Source organism: Pedococcus soli, assembly GCF_054782575.1.
Genome location: NZ_BAAGSF010000001.1, coordinates 81,905 through 98,995 on the forward strand (window position 1 = coordinate 81,905; position 17,091 = coordinate 98,995).

13 protein-coding genes are annotated in these 17,091 nt (G+C 71.0%); 8 read left to right on the top strand and 5 right to left on the bottom strand.

Features of this window, described 5'->3' with window-relative positions; genetic code table 11:
* Window positions 1-51: 51 nt before the first annotated feature.
* The 7 genes from ACYVKF_RS00390 to ACYVKF_RS00420 all read left to right on the top strand — a co-directional run bounded on the left by ACYVKF_RS00390 (window position 52) and on the right by ACYVKF_RS00420 (window position 10,272).
* Window positions 52-2,154, top strand: a complete 2,103-nt coding sequence (locus ACYVKF_RS00390) for an alpha-1,4-glucan--maltose-1-phosphate maltosyltransferase (RefSeq protein WP_460964014.1) — start codon at window positions 52-54, stop codon at window positions 2,152-2,154.
* Window positions 2,154-3,863: a maltose alpha-D-glucosyltransferase gene (gene treS / locus ACYVKF_RS00395; RefSeq protein ID WP_056916983.1), complete on the top strand. Its 1,710-nt coding sequence runs from the start codon at window positions 2,154-2,156 to the stop codon at window positions 3,861-3,863. Before ACYVKF_RS00390 ends, treS begins: the two co-directional genes overlap by 1 nt.
* Window positions 3,856-5,292: a maltokinase N-terminal cap-like domain-containing protein gene (locus ACYVKF_RS00400; protein ID WP_460964016.1), complete on the top strand. Its 1,437-nt coding sequence runs from the start codon at window positions 3,856-3,858 to the stop codon at window positions 5,290-5,292. The genes treS and ACYVKF_RS00400 overlap by 8 nt, the downstream gene beginning before the upstream one ends.
* The gene (glgB, locus tag ACYVKF_RS00405; protein ID WP_460964018.1) at window positions 5,289-7,844 is read left to right on the top strand and encodes a 1,4-alpha-glucan branching protein GlgB; all 2,556 of its coding nucleotides are present in this window, start codon (window positions 5,289-5,291) and stop codon (window positions 7,842-7,844) included. Before ACYVKF_RS00400 ends, glgB begins: the two co-directional genes overlap by 4 nt.
* The gene (locus tag ACYVKF_RS00410) at window positions 7,841-8,392 is read left to right on the top strand and encodes a VanZ family protein (RefSeq protein WP_056916982.1); all 552 of its coding nucleotides are present in this window, start codon (window positions 7,841-7,843) and stop codon (window positions 8,390-8,392) included. The genes glgB and ACYVKF_RS00410 overlap by 4 nt, the downstream gene beginning before the upstream one ends.
* Window positions 8,389-10,032, top strand: coding sequence for a phosphoglucomutase (alpha-D-glucose-1,6-bisphosphate-dependent) (gene pgm / locus ACYVKF_RS00415; protein WP_460964020.1), 1,644 nt, complete (start codon window positions 8,389-8,391; stop codon window positions 10,030-10,032). The genes ACYVKF_RS00410 and pgm overlap by 4 nt, the downstream gene beginning before the upstream one ends.
* A gap of 69 nt (window positions 10,033-10,101) precedes the next feature.
* Window positions 10,102-10,272 carry a hypothetical protein gene (locus ACYVKF_RS00420; protein WP_157581525.1) on the top strand — a complete coding sequence of 57 codons (171 nt, stop codon included), beginning with the start codon at window positions 10,102-10,104 and terminating at the stop codon, window positions 10,270-10,272.
* A gap of 74 nt (window positions 10,273-10,346) precedes the next feature.
* Here the strand turns inward: ACYVKF_RS00420 and ACYVKF_RS00425 are convergent, their stop codons facing one another.
* Genes ACYVKF_RS00425 through ACYVKF_RS00440 form a run of 4 tightly spaced genes read right to left on the bottom strand, consistent with a single transcriptional unit; the run spans window position 10,347 to window position 14,402 of the window.
* Window positions 10,347-11,657: an ATP-grasp domain-containing protein gene (locus tag ACYVKF_RS00425; protein WP_056916980.1), complete on the bottom strand. Its 1,311-nt coding sequence runs from the start codon at window positions 11,655-11,657 to the stop codon at window positions 10,347-10,349.
* A gap of 46 nt (window positions 11,658-11,703) precedes the next feature.
* Complete coding sequence (locus ACYVKF_RS00430; protein ID WP_460964023.1) at window positions 11,704-12,702, bottom strand: tetratricopeptide repeat protein; 999 nt, start codon at window positions 12,700-12,702, stop codon at window positions 11,704-11,706.
* Between the two features lie 54 nt (window positions 12,703-12,756).
* The gene (locus tag ACYVKF_RS00435; RefSeq protein WP_460964025.1) at window positions 12,757-13,755 is read right to left on the bottom strand and encodes a hypothetical protein; all 999 of its coding nucleotides are present in this window, start codon (window positions 13,753-13,755) and stop codon (window positions 12,757-12,759) included.
* Window positions 13,752-14,402: a hypothetical protein gene (locus ACYVKF_RS00440; protein WP_460964027.1), complete on the bottom strand. Its 651-nt coding sequence runs from the start codon at window positions 14,400-14,402 to the stop codon at window positions 13,752-13,754. Before ACYVKF_RS00440 ends, ACYVKF_RS00435 begins: the two co-directional genes overlap by 4 nt.
* A gap of 146 nt (window positions 14,403-14,548) precedes the next feature.
* Here ACYVKF_RS00440 and ACYVKF_RS00445 point away from each other — a divergent pair, with 146 nt between their 5' ends.
* The gene (locus tag ACYVKF_RS00445; protein ID WP_056916976.1) at window positions 14,549-15,196 is read left to right on the top strand and encodes a TetR/AcrR family transcriptional regulator; all 648 of its coding nucleotides are present in this window, start codon (window positions 14,549-14,551) and stop codon (window positions 15,194-15,196) included.
* Window positions 15,197-15,260: 64 nt separating this feature from the next.
* Here ACYVKF_RS00445 and ACYVKF_RS00450 read toward each other — a convergent pair whose 3' ends face one another.
* Complete coding sequence (locus ACYVKF_RS00450) at window positions 15,261-17,012, bottom strand: acyl-CoA mutase large subunit family protein (RefSeq protein WP_460964029.1); 1,752 nt, start codon at window positions 17,010-17,012, stop codon at window positions 15,261-15,263.
* Between the last annotated feature and the right edge of the window lie 79 nt (window positions 17,013-17,091).

Genomic DNA, 17,091 nt, shown 5'->3' on the forward strand with positions numbered 1-17,091 from the left:
GCGCTGGCGCGGGGAGGTGCACGGGGCCCCAGACCGAGTAGCGTCGGGCGCGTGACTGCAACGCCCCCGGCAACCACACCCACCTCCCCCGACGCGCCCTCCACGGGCAGCACCGGCACCCGCCCCCAGGCGGCGCCCCCACCGACCACCCGACCACCCCAGACACCGATCGGCCGCATCCCGGTCCAGGACGTGAGCCCCGTCGTCGACCGCGGGGCCCGGCCTGCGAAGTCCGTGGTCGGTGAGCAGTTCACCGTGACCGCGACGGTCTTCCGCGAGGGCCACGACGCGGTCAACGCGTCCGTGGTGCTCACCGCGCCCGACGGCACCGAGCGGGTCCTGCCGATGACGAGCACGAACCCCGGCCTCGACGCCTGGGAGGCCGTCGTCGAGGCCGACACGGTCGGCTGGTGGTCCTACCGCGTGGAGGGATGGTCCGACCCCTACGGCACGTGGGAGCACGACGCCTCCATCAAGGTCGCCGCCGACATCGACGCCGAGATGATGCTCGAGGAGGGTGCCCGCATCCTGGAGCGGGCCGCCGCCGAGGTCCCCCGCGACGCGACGCAGAAGGCGGTGCTCGAGGACGCGGTCACCGCGCTCCGCGACACCCGACGCCCACCCCTGGCCCGCCTGCACGCCGGCACCGACCCCTCCGTGGAGCGCGAGCTCGCCGCCCGCCCGCTGCGCGACCACGTCAGCCCCTCGACCGACCTCCCGCTGCTCGTCGAGCGCGAGCGGGCCCTGTACGGCGCCTGGTACGAGATCTTCCCCCGCTCCGAGGGCGCGGTGCAGGACCCGACCACCGGCAAGTGGACCAGCGGCACCCTGCAGACCGCCGCCAAGCGCCTCCCGGCCATCGCGGCCATGGGCTTCGACGTCGTCTACCTCACGCCGATCCACCCGATCGGCACGACGGCCCGCAAGGGGCCGAACAACACGCTCGAGGCCGGGCCCGACGACCCGGGCAGCCCGTACGCCATCGGTTCGCCCGACGGCGGGCACGACGCCATCCACCCGGACCTCGGCACGTTCGACGACTTCGACGCGTTCGTCGCCCGGACCGAGGAGCTCGGCATGGAGGTGGCGATGGACATCGCCCTCCAGTGCTCCCCCGACCACCCCTACGTGGAGACCAACCCCGAGTGGTTCACCACGCGGGCCGACGGCACCATCGCCTACGCGGAGAACCCGCCGAAGAAGTACCAGGACATCTACCCGCTGAACTTCGACAACGACCCGCAGGGGTCCTACGCCGAGATGCGCCGGATGATCCAGGTGTGGATCGACCACGGGGTCAAGATCTTCCGCGTCGACAACCCGCACACGAAGCCGGTCGAGTTCTGGCAGTGGCTCATCGACGACGTCGCCCGCGAGCACCCCGAGGTGATCTGGCTGGCGGAGGCCTTCACCAAGCCGGCGATGATGCACTCGCTGGGCAAGGTCGGGTTCCAGCAGTCGTACACGTACTACGCCTGGCGCAACCAGAAGTGGGAGCTCACCGAGTACCTCGAGGAGCTCTCCGGTGAGGCCGCGGCATACATGCGTCCGTCGTTCTGGCCGACCACGCACGACATCCTCACGCCCTACATGCAGTTCGGCGGCCCGGCCGCCTGGAAGCTGCGCGCGGCCCTGGCGGCGACGCTGGTGCCGACCTACGGCATCTACGCCGGGTACGAGCTCATCGAGCACGTCGCCCGCCCCGGTGCCGAGGAGCAGATCGACAACGAGAAGTACCAGTACAAGAACCGCCACTGGGAGGACTACGAGCCCGGCGGCCCGAAGGAGGGCCAGTCGCTGGCCGGGTACCTCACGAGGATCAACGAGATCCGCCGCGAGCACCCCGCCCTGCACTGGCTGCGCAACATCACGTTCCACCACGTCGACGACGAGAACATCATGGCCTTCTCGAAGCGGCGCACCCTCCCGGACGGCAGCGAGGACATCATCGTCGTCGTCGCCAACCTCGACCCGCACAGCACGCGCGAGTCGACCGTCCACCTCGACATGCCCGCCCTGGGCCTCGGCTACGAGGACGGCATCGCCGCCCAGGACCTCCTGACCGGAGCGTCCTGGCACTGGGGCGAGCACGTCTACGTCCGACTCGGTCCCGAGACCGAGCCCGTCCACATCGTCGCCATCCGGAGGTTCTGATGCAGGGTCTCAACCTCAACCAGCCCGGCCTCAAGCACGACCCCGAGTGGTTCAAGACCGCGGTCTTCTACGAGGTGCTCGTCCGCGGCTTCGGCGACTCCAACGGCTCGGGGGCCGGTGACTTCACCGGGCTGATCGGCCGCCTCGACTACCTCCAGTGGCTCGGGGTCGACTGCCTCTGGCTGCCGCCGTTCTACGCCTCGCCGCTGCGCGACGGTGGGTACGACATCGCCGACTACACAGCGGTGCTCCCCGAGTTCGGCACGCTGCCGGACTTCCAGGAGCTCGTGTCGCAGGCGCACGCCCGGGGCATCCGGATCATCACCGACTTCGTCATGAACCACACGAGCGACCAGCACCCGTGGTTCCAGGCGTCGCGCTCGGACCCCGAGGGCCCGTTCGGCGACTTCTACGTGTGGTCCGACACCGACGCACCGTACTCCGACGCCCGCATCATCTTCATCGACACCGAGGTCTCCAACTGGACCTTCGACCCGATCCGCCGCCAGTTCTTCTGGCACCGGTTCTTCTCCCACCAGCCGGACCTCAACTTCGAGAACCCCGCCGTGCACGAGGCGATGTTCGACGTGGTGCGGTTCTGGATGGACATGGGCATCGACGGCTTCCGCCTCGACGCGGTCCCCTACCTCTACGAGGAGGAGGGCCACAACGGCGAGAACCACCCCAAGACGCACCAGTTCCTCGCCAAGCTCCGGAAGATGGTCGACACGGAGTACCCGGGCCGCATCCTGCTCGCCGAGGCCAACCAGCCCCCGGCCGACGTCGTGGACTACTTCGGCACCGAGGAGGAGCCGGAGTGCCAGATGTGCTTCCACTTCCCCGTGATGCCGATGCTCTACTACTCGCTGCGCGAGGAGAAGGCGGCGCCGATCATCGACGTCCTCGCCGACACCCCGCCGATCCCGGCAGGCACCCAGTGGGGCACCTTCCTGCGCAACCACGACGAGCTGACCCTCGAGATGGTGACGCCGGAGCAGCGCGCCGCGATGTACGGCTGGTACTCCCCCGACCCGCGCATGCGCGCGAACGTCGGCATCCGGCGCCGCCTGTCGCCGCTGCTCGACAACAGCCGCGCCGAGATCGAGCTGATCAACGCCCTGCTGCTGTCGCTGCCCGGCTCACCGTGCCTCTACTACGGCGACGAGATCGGCATGGGCGACAACATCTGGCTCAACGACCGTGACGCGGTCCGCACGCCGATGCAGTGGACGCCCGACCGCAACGCCGGGTTCTCCGCCGCAGACCCGGGCAAGCTCTACCTGCCGGTGGTCTCCTCGCTCGTCTACCACTACAACAACGTCAACGTCGAGGCCCAGATGGCGACGAGCTCGTCGCTGCTGCACTGGGTGCGCGCGATGCTCGAGATCCGCAAGCGCCACCCCGTCTTCGGCCGTGGTGCGTTCGAGGTCTGCCCGTCCGACAACGACGCCATCCTGTCGTTCCTGCGCGTCGAGTGGGACCACGAGGACGGCGCCGACTCGGAGGCCGTGCTCTGCGTCAACAACCTGTCGAGCCGGCCCCAGGCCACGACGATCCGGGTGCCCGACGAGTTCAAGGGCGCCCAGCTCGCCGACCTGTTCGGCGGCAACGGGTTCCCGAAGATCTCGGACGACGGCACCATCACCGTGACCCTCGGGTCGCGCGACTTCTTCTGGCTTCGGCTCGTGCCGGGTGCTGCCCGTGGCTGAGATCCACACCACCGCGAGCGTCACGCCGACCAAGCTCGAGCTCGTCGGCCCGTGGATGGCGCGCCAGCGCTGGTATGCCGCCAAGGGCCGGCAGCCGGTGCTGCGCAAGCTCTGGTCGTGGCGCCTCGACGACCCCGCCGGCACCGTGGGCATCGAGACCCTCCTCGTCGCCGACGAGGGCGGCCCCGAGACGGTCGTGTACCAGGTGCCCCTCACCTACCGTGGCGCGCCGCTCGAGGGCGGCCAGCACGCGCTGGTCGGGACCATGGAGCACAGCGTCCTCGGGCCGCGCTGGGTCTACGACGGCGTGCACGACCCGGTCTACGCAGCCCAGCTCCTGGCCCTCGTGCTGGAGCAGACCACCCCGCAGGCCGGGAGCGCCTCCGACACCCCCGAGCCCGCGGTGGTGCCCCGTCGGCACCCGTCGTGGACCACGGAGACGACGCTCACGGGATCGCGCGTGCTCTCGGGCGAGCAGAGCAACACCTCCGTCATCTTCGACTGTGTCGACGAGTCAGGTGCACCGAAGCCGTTGATCTGCAAGGTGTTCCGCACGCTCCAGGCCGGCGAGAACCCCGACGTGGTCGTGCAGGGCGCGCTCGCAGAGGCAGGTTCGCTCCGTGTCCCCGGCATGGTCGGGGCCGTCTCGGCCACCTGGCCGTCGGTCGACGGTGAGGGCTCCGACGTGGGCCACCTCGCCTTCGCCCAGGAGTTCTTCCCGGGCACCGAGGACGCGTGGCGGGTGGCACTCCGGGCCATCGCCGCCACGGAGGACTTCTCGGACCGGGCCCGCGACCTCGGGGCCGCCACCGCGGAGGTCCACTCCCGGCTGGCCGGGGTCATGCCCACCGAACCGGTCACCGCCGAGGCCGTGGCCACCACCGTCGCCGGGATGCGCGGGCGATACGTCGCCGCCGCTTCCGAGGTCCCCGCGCTGGCCGCCCACGAGCAACGCATCGCGACGCTGTTCGACCGGGCCGTCAACGCGAGCTGGCCCGCGCTGCAACGGATCCACGGCGACTACCACCTCGGCCAGGTCCTCCAGGTGGCTGGGCGCGGTTGGGTGCTCCTCGACTTCGAGGGCGAGCCGCTGCGACCGCTGTCCGAGCGCACCCGGCCCGATCTCGCCCTGCGCGACGTCGCCGGGATGCTGAGGTCCTTCGACTACGCGGGCGGCTCGTGGGAACAGGCCCACCCGGGGCACAGTGCCCGCGAGTGGGTGGCCTCCGCCCAGCGCGCCTTCCTCGAGGGGTATGCCGCGCAGTCCGGGCGGGACCCCCGCGAGGACGCGGTGCTGCTCACCGCGTTCCAGCTCGACAAGGCGCTGTACGAGGTCGTGTACGAGGCCCGCAACCGGCCGACCTGGTTGACCATCCCCACCACCGCGGTGGTCCGATTGCTTGACGATGCGAGGAAGGACCTTCCGTGAGCCCTTTCGGCAAGAAGGACAAGAAAGCCCCCAAGGCGAAGAAGACCGCTGCCGCCACTGAGCCGGTCGCTGCGCCCGACGAGTCGGTTGCTGCGTCCCCTGAGCCGGTCGCTGCCGCCACTGAGCCGGTCGCGACGGCCGCCGAGTCGGCCGCCGTCGAACCGACGGTGCAGGAGGCCGTGGCGCCGCACACCTCGCCCGAGGAGACGCTGGTCGAGAAGCCGGCTGGTTCGCCGTCGGCGCCCACGGCACCGACGACCGAGCCGCCCGTGGACCGCTCCCCCGAGCCGCTGCCGCCCGTATCCACACCGGCCGAGGCGATCCGCGCCCTGGCCGACGGCCGCCACCAGCAGCCGCACGACCTGCTCGGGCACCACCTCGAGCCGGCCGGGCTGCGCGTGCGCGCCTACCGGCCGTTCGCGTCCACCGTTGCCGTGCGGTTCGCCGACGGCACCCGCCTCGACCTCGAGCACGAGTCCGACGGCGTGTGGGGCGGGCTGCGCGAGGGCCAGACCGAGACGCAGGACTACCGCCTCGCCGTGAGCTACGCGGACGGCGTCGAGCACGAGATGGACGACCCGTACCGGTTCGCCCCGACGCTCGGCCCGATCGACCTGCACCTCATCGGTGAAGGCCGCCACGAGCAGCTGTGGACCGTCCTCGGCGCCCACGTACGCGAGTACGACGGTCCGCTCGGCCACGTCGTCGGCACGTCCTTCGCCGTGTGGGCGCCCCGGGCGCAGGCCGTGCACGTGGCCGGTGACTTCAACGGCTGGGACGGCCGCAGCCACCCGATGCGCCTGCTCGGCGAGTCCGGGGTCTGGGAGCTGTTCGTCCCCGGCGTCGGTGACGGGACGATGTACAAGTACCTCATCCGTGGCGCCGACGGGAGGGTGCGCGAGAAGGCGGACCCGATGGCACAGGCCACGGAGCTGCCGCCGGCGACGGCGTCCTCGGTCGTCCATTCGCGGTACGACTGGAACGACGGCGAGTGGCTGGCCGAGCGCACCGGGAGCAACCACCACGAGCAGCCGATGAGCATCTACGAGGTGCACCTCGGCTCGTGGCGACGGGGCCACTCCTACCGCGACCTCGCGGAGCACCTGGTCAACTACGTGGCCGACCTCGGCTTCACGCACGTCGAGTTCATGCCGGTGATGGAGCACCCGTACCCGCCGTCCTGGGGCTACCACGTCACGAGCTACTACGCGCCGAGCGCGCGGTTCGGCCGCCCGGACGACTTCCGCTACCTCGTCGACCGGCTCCACCAGGCCGGCATCGGCGTCATCCTCGACTGGGTGCCCGGCCACTTCGCCACCGACCCGTGGGCCCTGGCCCGCTTCGACGGCCTGCCGCTCTACGAGCACCCGGACCCGCGCAAGGGCTGGCACCCCGAGTGGGGCTCCTACATCTTCGACTTCGGCCGGATGCAGGTGCGCAACTTCCTCGTGGCCAACGCGGTCTACTGGCTCGAGGAGTTCCACGTCGACGGCCTGCGCGTCGACGGCGTGGCCTCGATGCTCTACCTCGACTACGCCCGCAAGGACGGCGAGTGGGTGCCCAACATCCACGGCGGTCACGAGAACCTCGAGGCGGTGGGCCTGATCCAGGAGGCCAACGCCACGGCCTACAAGCGGGTCCCCGGCGTGGTGATCATCGCCGAGGAGTCCACGTCGTGGCCGGGCGTCACCAAGCCCACGAGCGAGGGCGGGCTCGGGTTCGGGCTGAAGTGGAACATGGGTTGGATGAACGACTCCTTGAAGTACCTCAAGGAGAACCCCATCCACCGCCAGTACCACCACCACCTCCTGACGTTCTCGCTCATGTACGCCTTCAGCGAGAACTACCTGCTGCCGATCAGCCACGACGAGGTCGTCCACGGGAAGGGGTCGTTGCTGCGCAAGGCTCCCGGGAGCCGCTACGACCAGCTGGCCACGGTCAGGGCGTTCCTCGCCTACCTGTGGAGCCACCCGGGCAAGCAGCTGCTGTTCATGGGCAGCGAGTTCGCCCAGGAGGCCGAGTGGGCCGACGGCCGCGAGCTCGACTGGTGGCTGCTCGACCACGCGGCGCACTACCGCGTGCACAACCTCGTCAAGGAGCTCAACCGCGTCTACCGAGAGAACTCCGCCCTCTGGGCGCTGGACTCCGACCCCGCGGGTTTCGAGTGGCTCGACGCCGACGACAACGCCGGCAACACCTACTCCTACCTGCGTTTCGGCACCCGCGACCGCCAGGGTCCTGTCGTCGCGGTGGCCGTGAACTTCGGCGGCCTCGCGCGGGAGTCCCTGCGCCTCGGGGTTCCCCGGGCCGGCGACTGGAAGGTCATCCTCGACACCAGCGGCTACGACGAGTTCGGCACGCCCAGCCAGGCAGAGGTGGTCGTCACCGCCCAGGAGCACGGGGCCCAGGGCCAGCCCTGGTCTGTCGAGGTCCGGGTGGCCGCCCTGTCAGCCGTCTACCTCGCCCCCGTGTCGAACGGCGACCAGGCGTCGGTCGAGTCCTCCGTCGCCGGGTCGCGCCAGGTGACCGCCGGGGAGGACACCGCCGGGTGACCCACGTCTGGGGCTACCGCATCCCGCTGCTCGTGGTACCGGTGGTCCTCGCGTATGCCGCGGTGGCGGCGTGGTGGGTGTGGCGCGGCCGCGCCCACCTCGCCGTCACCCTCGAGCGGGTCCTGTTCGGTGGCGCGGTCGTGTTCGCCTCCGTCGTGACGATGTCGCCGCCCGGTCGGGCGGACAACGGCGTGCTGGCACCGGACCGGTCCTGCGCCATCCACGCGGTCGACCTCGGGCTCGCGGCGGTCACCGCCGACGACCAACGCATCCTCAACGTCCTCCTCCTGCTGCCCGTCGGGTTCTTCGCCGCCGCCGTCGCGGGCCGGCTGCGCGGTCCCGTCGCGCTGCTGGTCGTCATCGGCGCCGCGGCACTGCCCGTGGTGTTCGAGACCGGCCAGCAGGTGTTCCGCGGCCTGGACCGCGCGTGCGACACCACCGACCTCGCCGACAACCTCACGGGTGTCCTGCTGGGCCTGGCCGCCGGCGCCCTCGTCGTGGGACTGCGGTGGGCAGCCGGCCGCAACGCTGGCAGAGTGGCCCCATGAACGACCCGCGCGCAGGACAGCCCGCAGAACCCTCTGACCTGGTCGACGTGCCCCATCTCGTCACCGCGTACTACACGCTGGTCCCCGATCCCGACGACCTCGACCAGCAGGTCGCGTTCGGCACGTCCGGGCACCGGGGTTCGAGCCTGCGCACCGCGTTCAACGAGACCCACATCCTCGCGACGACCCAGGCCATCTGCGACTACCGGTCGTCGCAGGGGTACGACGGTCCGCTCTTCGTCGGCCGCGACACGCACGCGCTGTCGGAGCCCGCGTGGGCCTCGGCACTGGAGGTGCTCGCCGCCAACGACGTCATCGTCCTCGTCGACGACCGCGACGGGTACACGCCGACCCCGGCCGTCAGCCACGCCATCATCCGCGCCAACGAGGGACGCACCAGCGGCACCGCCCTGGCCGACGGCATCGTCGTCACCCCGTCGCACAACCCGCCCTACGACGGTGGGTTCAAGTACAACCCTCCCCACGGCGGGCCGGCGGACTCCGACGCCACCAAGGTGATCGCCGCCCGGGCGAACGAGCTGATCGCAGGCGGCCTGGCGGACGTCCGCAGGATCCCCTTCGAGCGGGCCCGCAAGCACGCGCAGGGCTACGACTTCCTCGGCACCTACGTCGACGACCTGCCCGACGTCGTGGACCTCGCCCGCATCAAGGAGGCCGGCGTCCGGATCGGCGCGGACCCCCTCGGTGGCGCTGCCGTCGCGTACTGGGGCGAGATCGCCGACCGCCACGGGATCGACCTCACCGTGGTCAACCCCCTCGTCGACCCCACCTGGCGCTTCATGACGCTCGACTGGGACGGCAAGATCCGGATGGACTGCTCGTCCCCCTCGGCCATGGCCTCGCTCATCGCCCGCAAGGACGAGTACGACATCGCCACGGGCAACGACGCCGACTCCGACCGCCACGGGATCGTCACCCCCGACGCGGGACTGATGAACCCCAACCACTTCCTCGCCGTCGCGATCCAGTACCTGTTCGGTGGGGCGCGCCCCGACTGGCCGGACGGCGCCGCCATCGGCAAGACCCTCGTGTCCTCGTCCATGATCGACCGCGTGGCCTCCGACCTCGGGGCACGGCTGGTCGAGGTGCCGGTCGGGTTCAAGTGGTTCGTGCCCGGGCTCATCGACGGGAGCTTCGGGTTCGGCGGCGAGGAGTCGGCCGGGGCGTCCTTCCTGCGGCGCGGCGGCGCTGCCTGGACGACCGACAAGGACGGCATCCTCCTCGCCCTGCTCGCGTCCGAGATCCTCGCGGCGACCGGCACGTCACCGAGCCAGCACTACGCGGACCTGACCGCCCGCCACGGCGACCCGGCCTACGCCCGCATCGACGCGGCCGCCGACCGCGAGCAGAAGGCGAAGCTCGCGGCCCTGTCCCCGGAGGACGTCGCTGCGAAGTCCCTTGCAGGAGAACCGATCACGGCCAAGCTCACCCGGGCCCCCGGCAACGACGCGGCGATCGGGGGGCTGAAGGTGACGACGGAGAGCGCATGGTTCGCCGCCCGCCCCTCCGGCACCGAGGACGTCTACAAGATCTACGCCGAGTCCTTCCAGGGCCCCGAGCACCTGGCCCAGGTGCAGGCCGAGGCCAAGGAGGTCGTCGACGCCGCCCTGCGCGGCTGAACCCGTGGCTTCGCTGTGAGCGGACAGGTGTGAGGAACAACTCGGACATCCGTCGGCGTTGACACCGACATGACGCCCACGAACACCCCACGCCAGCCCGGGCCCCGCACCTTCCCGCGTGCGAGCAGCACCGGTCCGAACCTCGCCACCCTCGACCGGGTCCGTGGCCTGCGCCGCCCCAGGCTCATGCAGCCGGAGGCCCGCCGCCACCAGATCGAGCAGGAGTGCCGGGCCTGCTGAGGTCCCACGACTCCTGTCGTCCGACGGGCTCCGCCACCTCGGCGGGGCCCGTCAGTCGTGTCCGGGGCCGTCGGTCAGTCCGTCAGGGCCGGCGCCGGCCCACCGACGACGGCCTCGTCGGCCGCCGAGGGCCCGGGGCGCAGCCGGGATGTCTCGTCGGACACCCACAGCCGGGTGAGGCCACCGAAGTGGCCCTCGAACTTGTCCCACTCGTGCTGTGGGTAGGTCGAGCGGATCGTGTCGGTGAGGAGCCCGCGGAAGTCGGCTGAGTCGACCCACTCGAGCACCATCTCGTCGAGGTGCGGCAGGGCGGCATCGCAGAACTCGCGGTACCGGTCGGTCTCGAAGTGGTCGTCCGCGAGCCCCTGGTAGGCCGCGAGCTTGGCCTGGTAGTCCAGCGCGGGGTCGTCGGCGATCTCGAACCACGGCCCGGTGTCGACCTGGGTCTTGGCCTTGCGACCGGTCGCGACGCAGAACACCGACCACTTGAGCAACGCCTTCATCGCCCACGGGAAGTAGTAGTGCAGGGACGTCACCGCGACGTCGGGGCAGGCATTGGCGTAGTCGATCGGGTAGACCACTCCGTCCTTGACGAGCATCTCGCAGGAGTTGAACTCCCACCGGAAGAACGCGTTGACCGTCTGGGCGATGGTGACCGCCTCGGTGCCGACGCCCTCGGAGAGGAAGCCGTGCTCGACGGCATACCGGTTGTGCATGGGCTCGTCCGGACGGAACTTCATGACCATGCTCTCGGGGCCGATGGTCAGCGCCCGCGCGAACACCTCGAACCCGTCGACCGACTTCTGCAGGTGCATGAGCATCTCGCCGGAGTCGTCGTAGGCCTCGTGCAGGTCGGCCCGGTCCTTGATCTGGGAGACACCGCGCCAGGCGCCACCGTCGAACGGCTTCATGAACATGGGGTAGCCGAGCTCGTCGGCGATGCGGTCGAGGTCGAAGGACTTGTTGTACTTCTCGGAGGTGAAGGCCCAACGCGCGTTGTCGAGGGGGTTCTTGTACGGCACGAGGACGGTCTCGGGGACGTTCATGCCGAGCCGCAGCAACGCGCAGTACGCCGAGTGCTTCTCCATCGACTGGAACGTGAACGGGCTGTTGAGCAGGTACACGTCGTCCATCAGCGCGACCTTCTTGAGCCATTCGCGCGGGTGGTAGTACCAGTGCGCGAGGCGGTCGATCACGAGGTCGTGCCGGGGCTTGTCCCGCAGGTTGAAGGGTTCGATCGTGACGCGCTCGGTCGAGACCCGGTGCTCGGTGCCGTCCGGCCCGGTGACGACGCCCATGCGCTGGGCGAGCGTCTCGAACGCGCGCGGCCAGTCACCCTCCGCGCCGAGGAGCAGGCCGATGAGGTGTTCCTTCGAGTTCGCCATGCGCCCCATCCTGTCGGCTGGGGCGCCTGCCCGAAAGTGGAGACGTCTAGAACAACGCGCTCATCAGGGAGGTCCGCGCCCTGCGCACCCGCTCGTCGTGCGCCCCGACCACGGCGAACAGCTGCACGAGGTGGACCCGCGCCTGCTCACGCTCGTCACCGCTCGTGGCACGCACCAGGTCGATGAGGCGCAGGAACGCGTCCTCGACGTGGCCGCCGAGGATGTCGAGGTCCGCGACGAGGCTCTGGGCGGCGACGTCCGTGGGGTTCTCCGCCGCTGCCGCGCGGGCTGCCTGGAGGTCCGCCCCCTCGGTGCGCTGCATCAGCCCGACCTGGGCCAGGCCCAGCTCGGCGTCGCCGTCCGCGGGGTTCGCCTTGAGCGCCTGCGTGTATGCCGCGTGGGCGGCGTCGAGGTCGCCCCGCTCGATGGCGTCGTACGCCTCCTGGTGCAGCGGCGGGAGCAGCGGCTCGGCCGCCTCGTCGTCGCCGTCCTGCGGCTCGGCCGCGGTGACCTCGACCCGGCCGGTCACGCCGTGCTGCACCGCGAGCCCGAGGAACTCCTCGAGGATCGGGCGCACGGCCTCGGCCGGCTGGACCCCCGCGAACATCGGGACCGGCTGGCCCTGGACCAGGCCCATGGTCACCGGGACGCTCTGGACCTGGAAGGCGCGCAGCAGCGTGGGGTTCTGCTCGACGTCGACGCTGACCACCTGGAGGCGACCCGCGTGCGCCCCGGCCAGCTCGACGACGGTGTCGAGGTAGGCGCGGGACTCCGGCACCTGCGAAGCCCACAGGACGAGCAGGAGGGGGACGCTGACCGAGGCGTTCGCGACCTCCTGGAAGTTCGCGTCCGTGCCCTCGACGACCAGGCCCGAGCGACCGGGGACGCCCGTGGCCGCGGCGCCGCCCTGGCTCGCCGCCCCCTGGCCCGCAGCCGGACCGGCGCCGGCGGCCCCGGCCGGAGCCCGGGTCGGGGTGGTGCCCTTCAGGCCGGTGAGGTCGACGGCCCCACGCAGGCCTCCAGCGGTGAACGGCTGCTCAGTCATGGTCCCGATTCTTCCTCACCGCGCGACCTCGTGCGTACGCGGCCTCCTGCAGGCTCAGGAACCCTTGGCGGAGAACAGCACCTCGTCGGCGCCGACGACACCGGCCGTCCCGTCGGCGGGCACGGTGAACACCACCGTCTCGTACGACTTGAGCTCGGCACTGGTCGTCAGCGTCTTCTTCTTCACCAGGCGCTGGAACTCGGCGCTGGGGGTGAGCGACTTGCCGCCCGCCTTGAGCGTGATCGTGTCGGTGCGCTCGAGGAGGGAGAACACCAGGGCGCCGCCACCGCGCAGCGCGATGGACACCGTCTGCTCCGGCTGCGCCTCGTGCACCTGCTTGAGCGTCGCGAGCTTGCCGAAGGCCCTCGCCTGCGCGGCGGCGTTGGCGCGCACCGAGGCCGCGAAGGGGTCATCGGTACCGACCGCCTCGGCCTTGGCCGGGGAGGGGTAGGCGAGGCTGGCGGCATACTGCTTGACGAGCGCGTCGGGGGCCACGGCGAGCCTGGTGTCCTTGGTGACCATGGGGGAACCGGAGTCCAGGGAGTCCAGAGCAGCGACCTGCGTGCCGGGCGCCATGGTGACCGACGTGCTCAGGCGGAACGGCGTCTTCGCGTCGGGCGAGGTCAGCAGGTTGAGCCGGGCCGCTCCCGTCGCCGTCGTGGTCTGGGCCAGGATCAGGCGCGGGAAGGTCGTGCCGCGCGACACCGCGAGCACCTTGGGCGCCTCGGTCCGCTTGAGGGGGGCGGGAGTCGTGGTGGCCGCGGGGTCGACCTCGAGCTTGCTCGCGGCGTTCGCGACGGCGAGCGCGCTCCCGGTCAGGGCCCGCTCACGAAGGGCCTGGCCCTCCGCGGCGGGGGCCGCGGCGGCCTCGTCGGCCTGGGCGATCACCCGCTCGGCGATCTTCTGGGCACTGCCCGCGTCGACCGGGGCGGTGGTCGTCACCTGGGACGGTGCGTCGTCCACACCGACCAGGGCGCTGCCCGCACCGCAGCCCGTGAGGGCGAGGGTGAGGGCCCCGGCGGCGGCGATCGCGGGGGTGTTCAGGCTCCTCATACGGTCGCCTCCTCGGTGGGGCGGGCAGGTTCGGTCGTGGCGGGGCGGGCTCCGCGGCGGCGTTCCTGCCACAGCCCGGCGACACCGGCCGCGGCGGCGAGCAGGCCGACCAGGCTGACGAGCAGGGCCTGGAAGAACCAGGTGCGGCGCTCGATGGTCACGGTCAGGCGGCTGATGTCGGCGGGCCTGCCGTCGGCGGTGGCGAGCACGACCGCCTCGGGGGCGTTCTCCTGGCGCACCTGGAGGCGCACGCGGCCGCTCCCCTGCACCGCCTCGCGCCAGATGTCGGCTCCGGCGAGAGCGGGCGCCGCACCGGCACCCGACTGCGACGCGACGAGCGACCAGGAGCGGACGTGCGCACCGGTGACGCGCGTGACGTCGGCGCCGCCGACGATCGCCTCGGCGTCGGACGGGGTGGCGCGGCCGGCGAACACCGGGCTCTTGCCGCGCGTCACCGCCGTCACCGTGGTGGGACGGTCGACACGGTTGAGGACGGAGGGCTCGACGACGACGATGCTCCCCTTCGCGGGCGTGGTCGTGAACGTCGCGCTACCTGTGGGACCCAGGTGGAACGTGAACCACGACCCCAGGCCGAGCAGCACGATCCCGACCACGGTCAGTACGGCCAGCACAGCGCGTTTGGCCACCTTCGACACAGTCAGATTCCTTACGTGAGTGGGCCGGCACGGGAGAGTTCCCCGCACCGGCATCGTCCTCCACCATGACCCAGACGCCTCCGGAGGACAAATCCTCCGCCCCACGAACCGGGACGTCGGTGGCATGATCGCCCCTAATGACCACTCGAGCCCGGCACAGTCGCCACCGCCGACCCGGACGCCCCCGCGAGGAGTCGACGGAGCAGGCGATCACGGCCGCGGCACGCCAGGTGCTCGCCGACAAGGGTGTCGCGCGGATGTCCATGGAGCACGTCGCGGCCAAGGCCGGAGTGGCCAAGAGCACGCTGTACCGGCGGTGGCCGAGCAAGGTCGAGCTGGCCGTCCACGCCGTCGCCGCGACGTTCGACGAGATCGAGGTCGGCGACCACGGATCGCTCGCCGAGGACATGCGTTCGGGCATCGAGGAGGCCGCCCGCCTCCTGCGCGACCCCTCCACCGGCGGAGCGTATGCCGCGTTGCTCGCCGAGTCGGCCCGCGACCCCGAAGGCGTCGGGAAGCAGGTCCGTGAGTCGCTGTCGACGCGGCTGCACGCCCTCGTCGCGACGTCGGTCGCCCGGGCCATCGAGCGCGGGGAGATCCGCGACGACATGGTCGACGTCGACCTGCTCGCCGACGTGGTGGTGGGTTCGGTGATGCACCGTTCGCTGGCCACCGGGGTGCCGGACCAGGCGTTCGTCGACGGCCTCATCGAGCTGCTCGCCGACGTCGCGTACGCGCGGCTGCACCGCGCCGCCAGCGCTGCGCGCGCCGCCCAGGACCGCTGACCGAGTAAGGGTCGGGCGGGAGTGTGCAGCTCCGCCCGACCCTCGGTCGGTGTCGACCGTCCGGTCAGAAGCGAGCCGGCTCGCGGTAGATGCCCCACTCGTCGCGCAGGGCGTTGCAGATCTCGCCCAGCGTGGCCTCGACCCGGACCGCGTCGAGCATGGCCGGGAGCATGTTGTCGTCGGTGCGGGCCACCTCGACCATGTGGGCCACGGCGGCACGGACGGCGTCCTCGTCGCGGGCCGCCTTGCGGGTGGCCAGAGCCGCCACCTGCTCGGTCTCGACCTCGTGGCTGACGCGCAGGATCTCGAGCTCGTGGGTGACCGAGGCGGTGTGGCAGTTGACGCCGACGACCTTCTTGTCACCCTTCTCGAGGGCCACCTGGTACTGGAAGGCGGCCTCGGCGATCTCGGACATGAACCAGCCCTCCTCGATGCCACGCAGGATGCCGCGCGTCATGGGCCACTCGTTGCCGGGCTTGCCGGTGTTCTCCGCGACGAGCGACGCCAGCCCCTCGGTGTCCTTGGTCGTCAGGTCGCTGCCGCCCATGGTGAGGATGCGGTCGAAGATCTTCTCGGCCTCGGCCTCGATCTGGTCGGTGAGCGCCTCGACGTACCAGCTCCCGCCGAGCGGGTCGGCGACGTTGACGACACCGGTCTCCTCCATGATCACCTGCTGCGTGCGCAGCGCGATCTCGGCGGCCTGCTCGCTCGGGAGCGCCAGGGTCTCGTCGAGGGCGTTGGTGTGCAACGAGTTCGTGCCACCGAGGACGGCGGCGAGCGCCTCGACGGCGGTGCGGACGACGTTGTTGTACGGCTGCTGGGCGGTGAGGCTGACCCCGGCGGTCTGCGTGTGGAACCGCAGCCACTGCGCCTTGTCCGTCTTCGCGCCATACACGTCCCGCAGCCAGCGGGCCCAGATGCGGCGGGCCGCACGGAACTTCGCGATCTCCTCGAAGAAGTCCAGGTGGCTGTCGAAGAAGAACGAGAGGCCGGGCGCGAAGGTGTCGATGTCCAGACCACGCGAGAGACCCAGCTCGACGTACCCGAAGCCGTCGGCGAGCGTGAACGCCAGCTCCTGCGCAGCCGTGGAGCCGGCCTCGCGGATGTGGTAGCCGGAGACCGACAGCGGCTTGTAGTCGGGGATCTTCTCGGCGCAGTACTCCATGAGGTCGCCGATGAGGCGCAGGTGCGGCTTGGGCGCGAACAGCCACTCCTTCTGCGCGATGTACTCCTTGAAGATGTCGGTCTGCAGGGTGCCGTTGAGCACCCCGAGGTCGACGCCCTGGCGCTCGGCGGCGACGAGGTACATGCAGAACACCGGGACCGCCGGGCCGCTGATGGTCATCGACGTGGTGATCTGCTCGAGCGGGAGCTCGTTGAACAGCACCTCCATGTCGGCGGCCGAGTCGATCGCCACCCCGCAGTGGCCGACCTCGCCGAGCGCCATGGGGTCGTCGGAGTCGCGGCCCATCAGGGTCGGCATGTCGAACGCGACGGACAACCCGCCGCCGCCACGCTCGAGGATCATCTTGTAGCGCTCGTTGGTCTGCACGGCGTTGCCGAAGCCGGCGAACTGACGGATCGTCCACGTGCGACCTCGGTACCCGGTCGGGTAGAGGCCACGGGTGAAGGGGAACTCCCCCGGCCAGCCGATGCGCTCGGGGGCCTCGCCGTCGGTGGGGCCGTAGGCGGGCTGGACCTCCATCCCGGAGAGCGTGGTGAAGTCGGCGTCGCGCACCCGACCGGTGGACTGGGCTGCGTCGTAGCGCGCCTGCCAGCGCGCGGCGCCGGTCTGGTCGGGAGTGGTCTGCGTCATACCCGGCAATTTACTAGGACGTCCTACTAATCACCAATCCCTCGCCGGTTTGGGTGCCCAGAGGGTCGGAAATCCGACC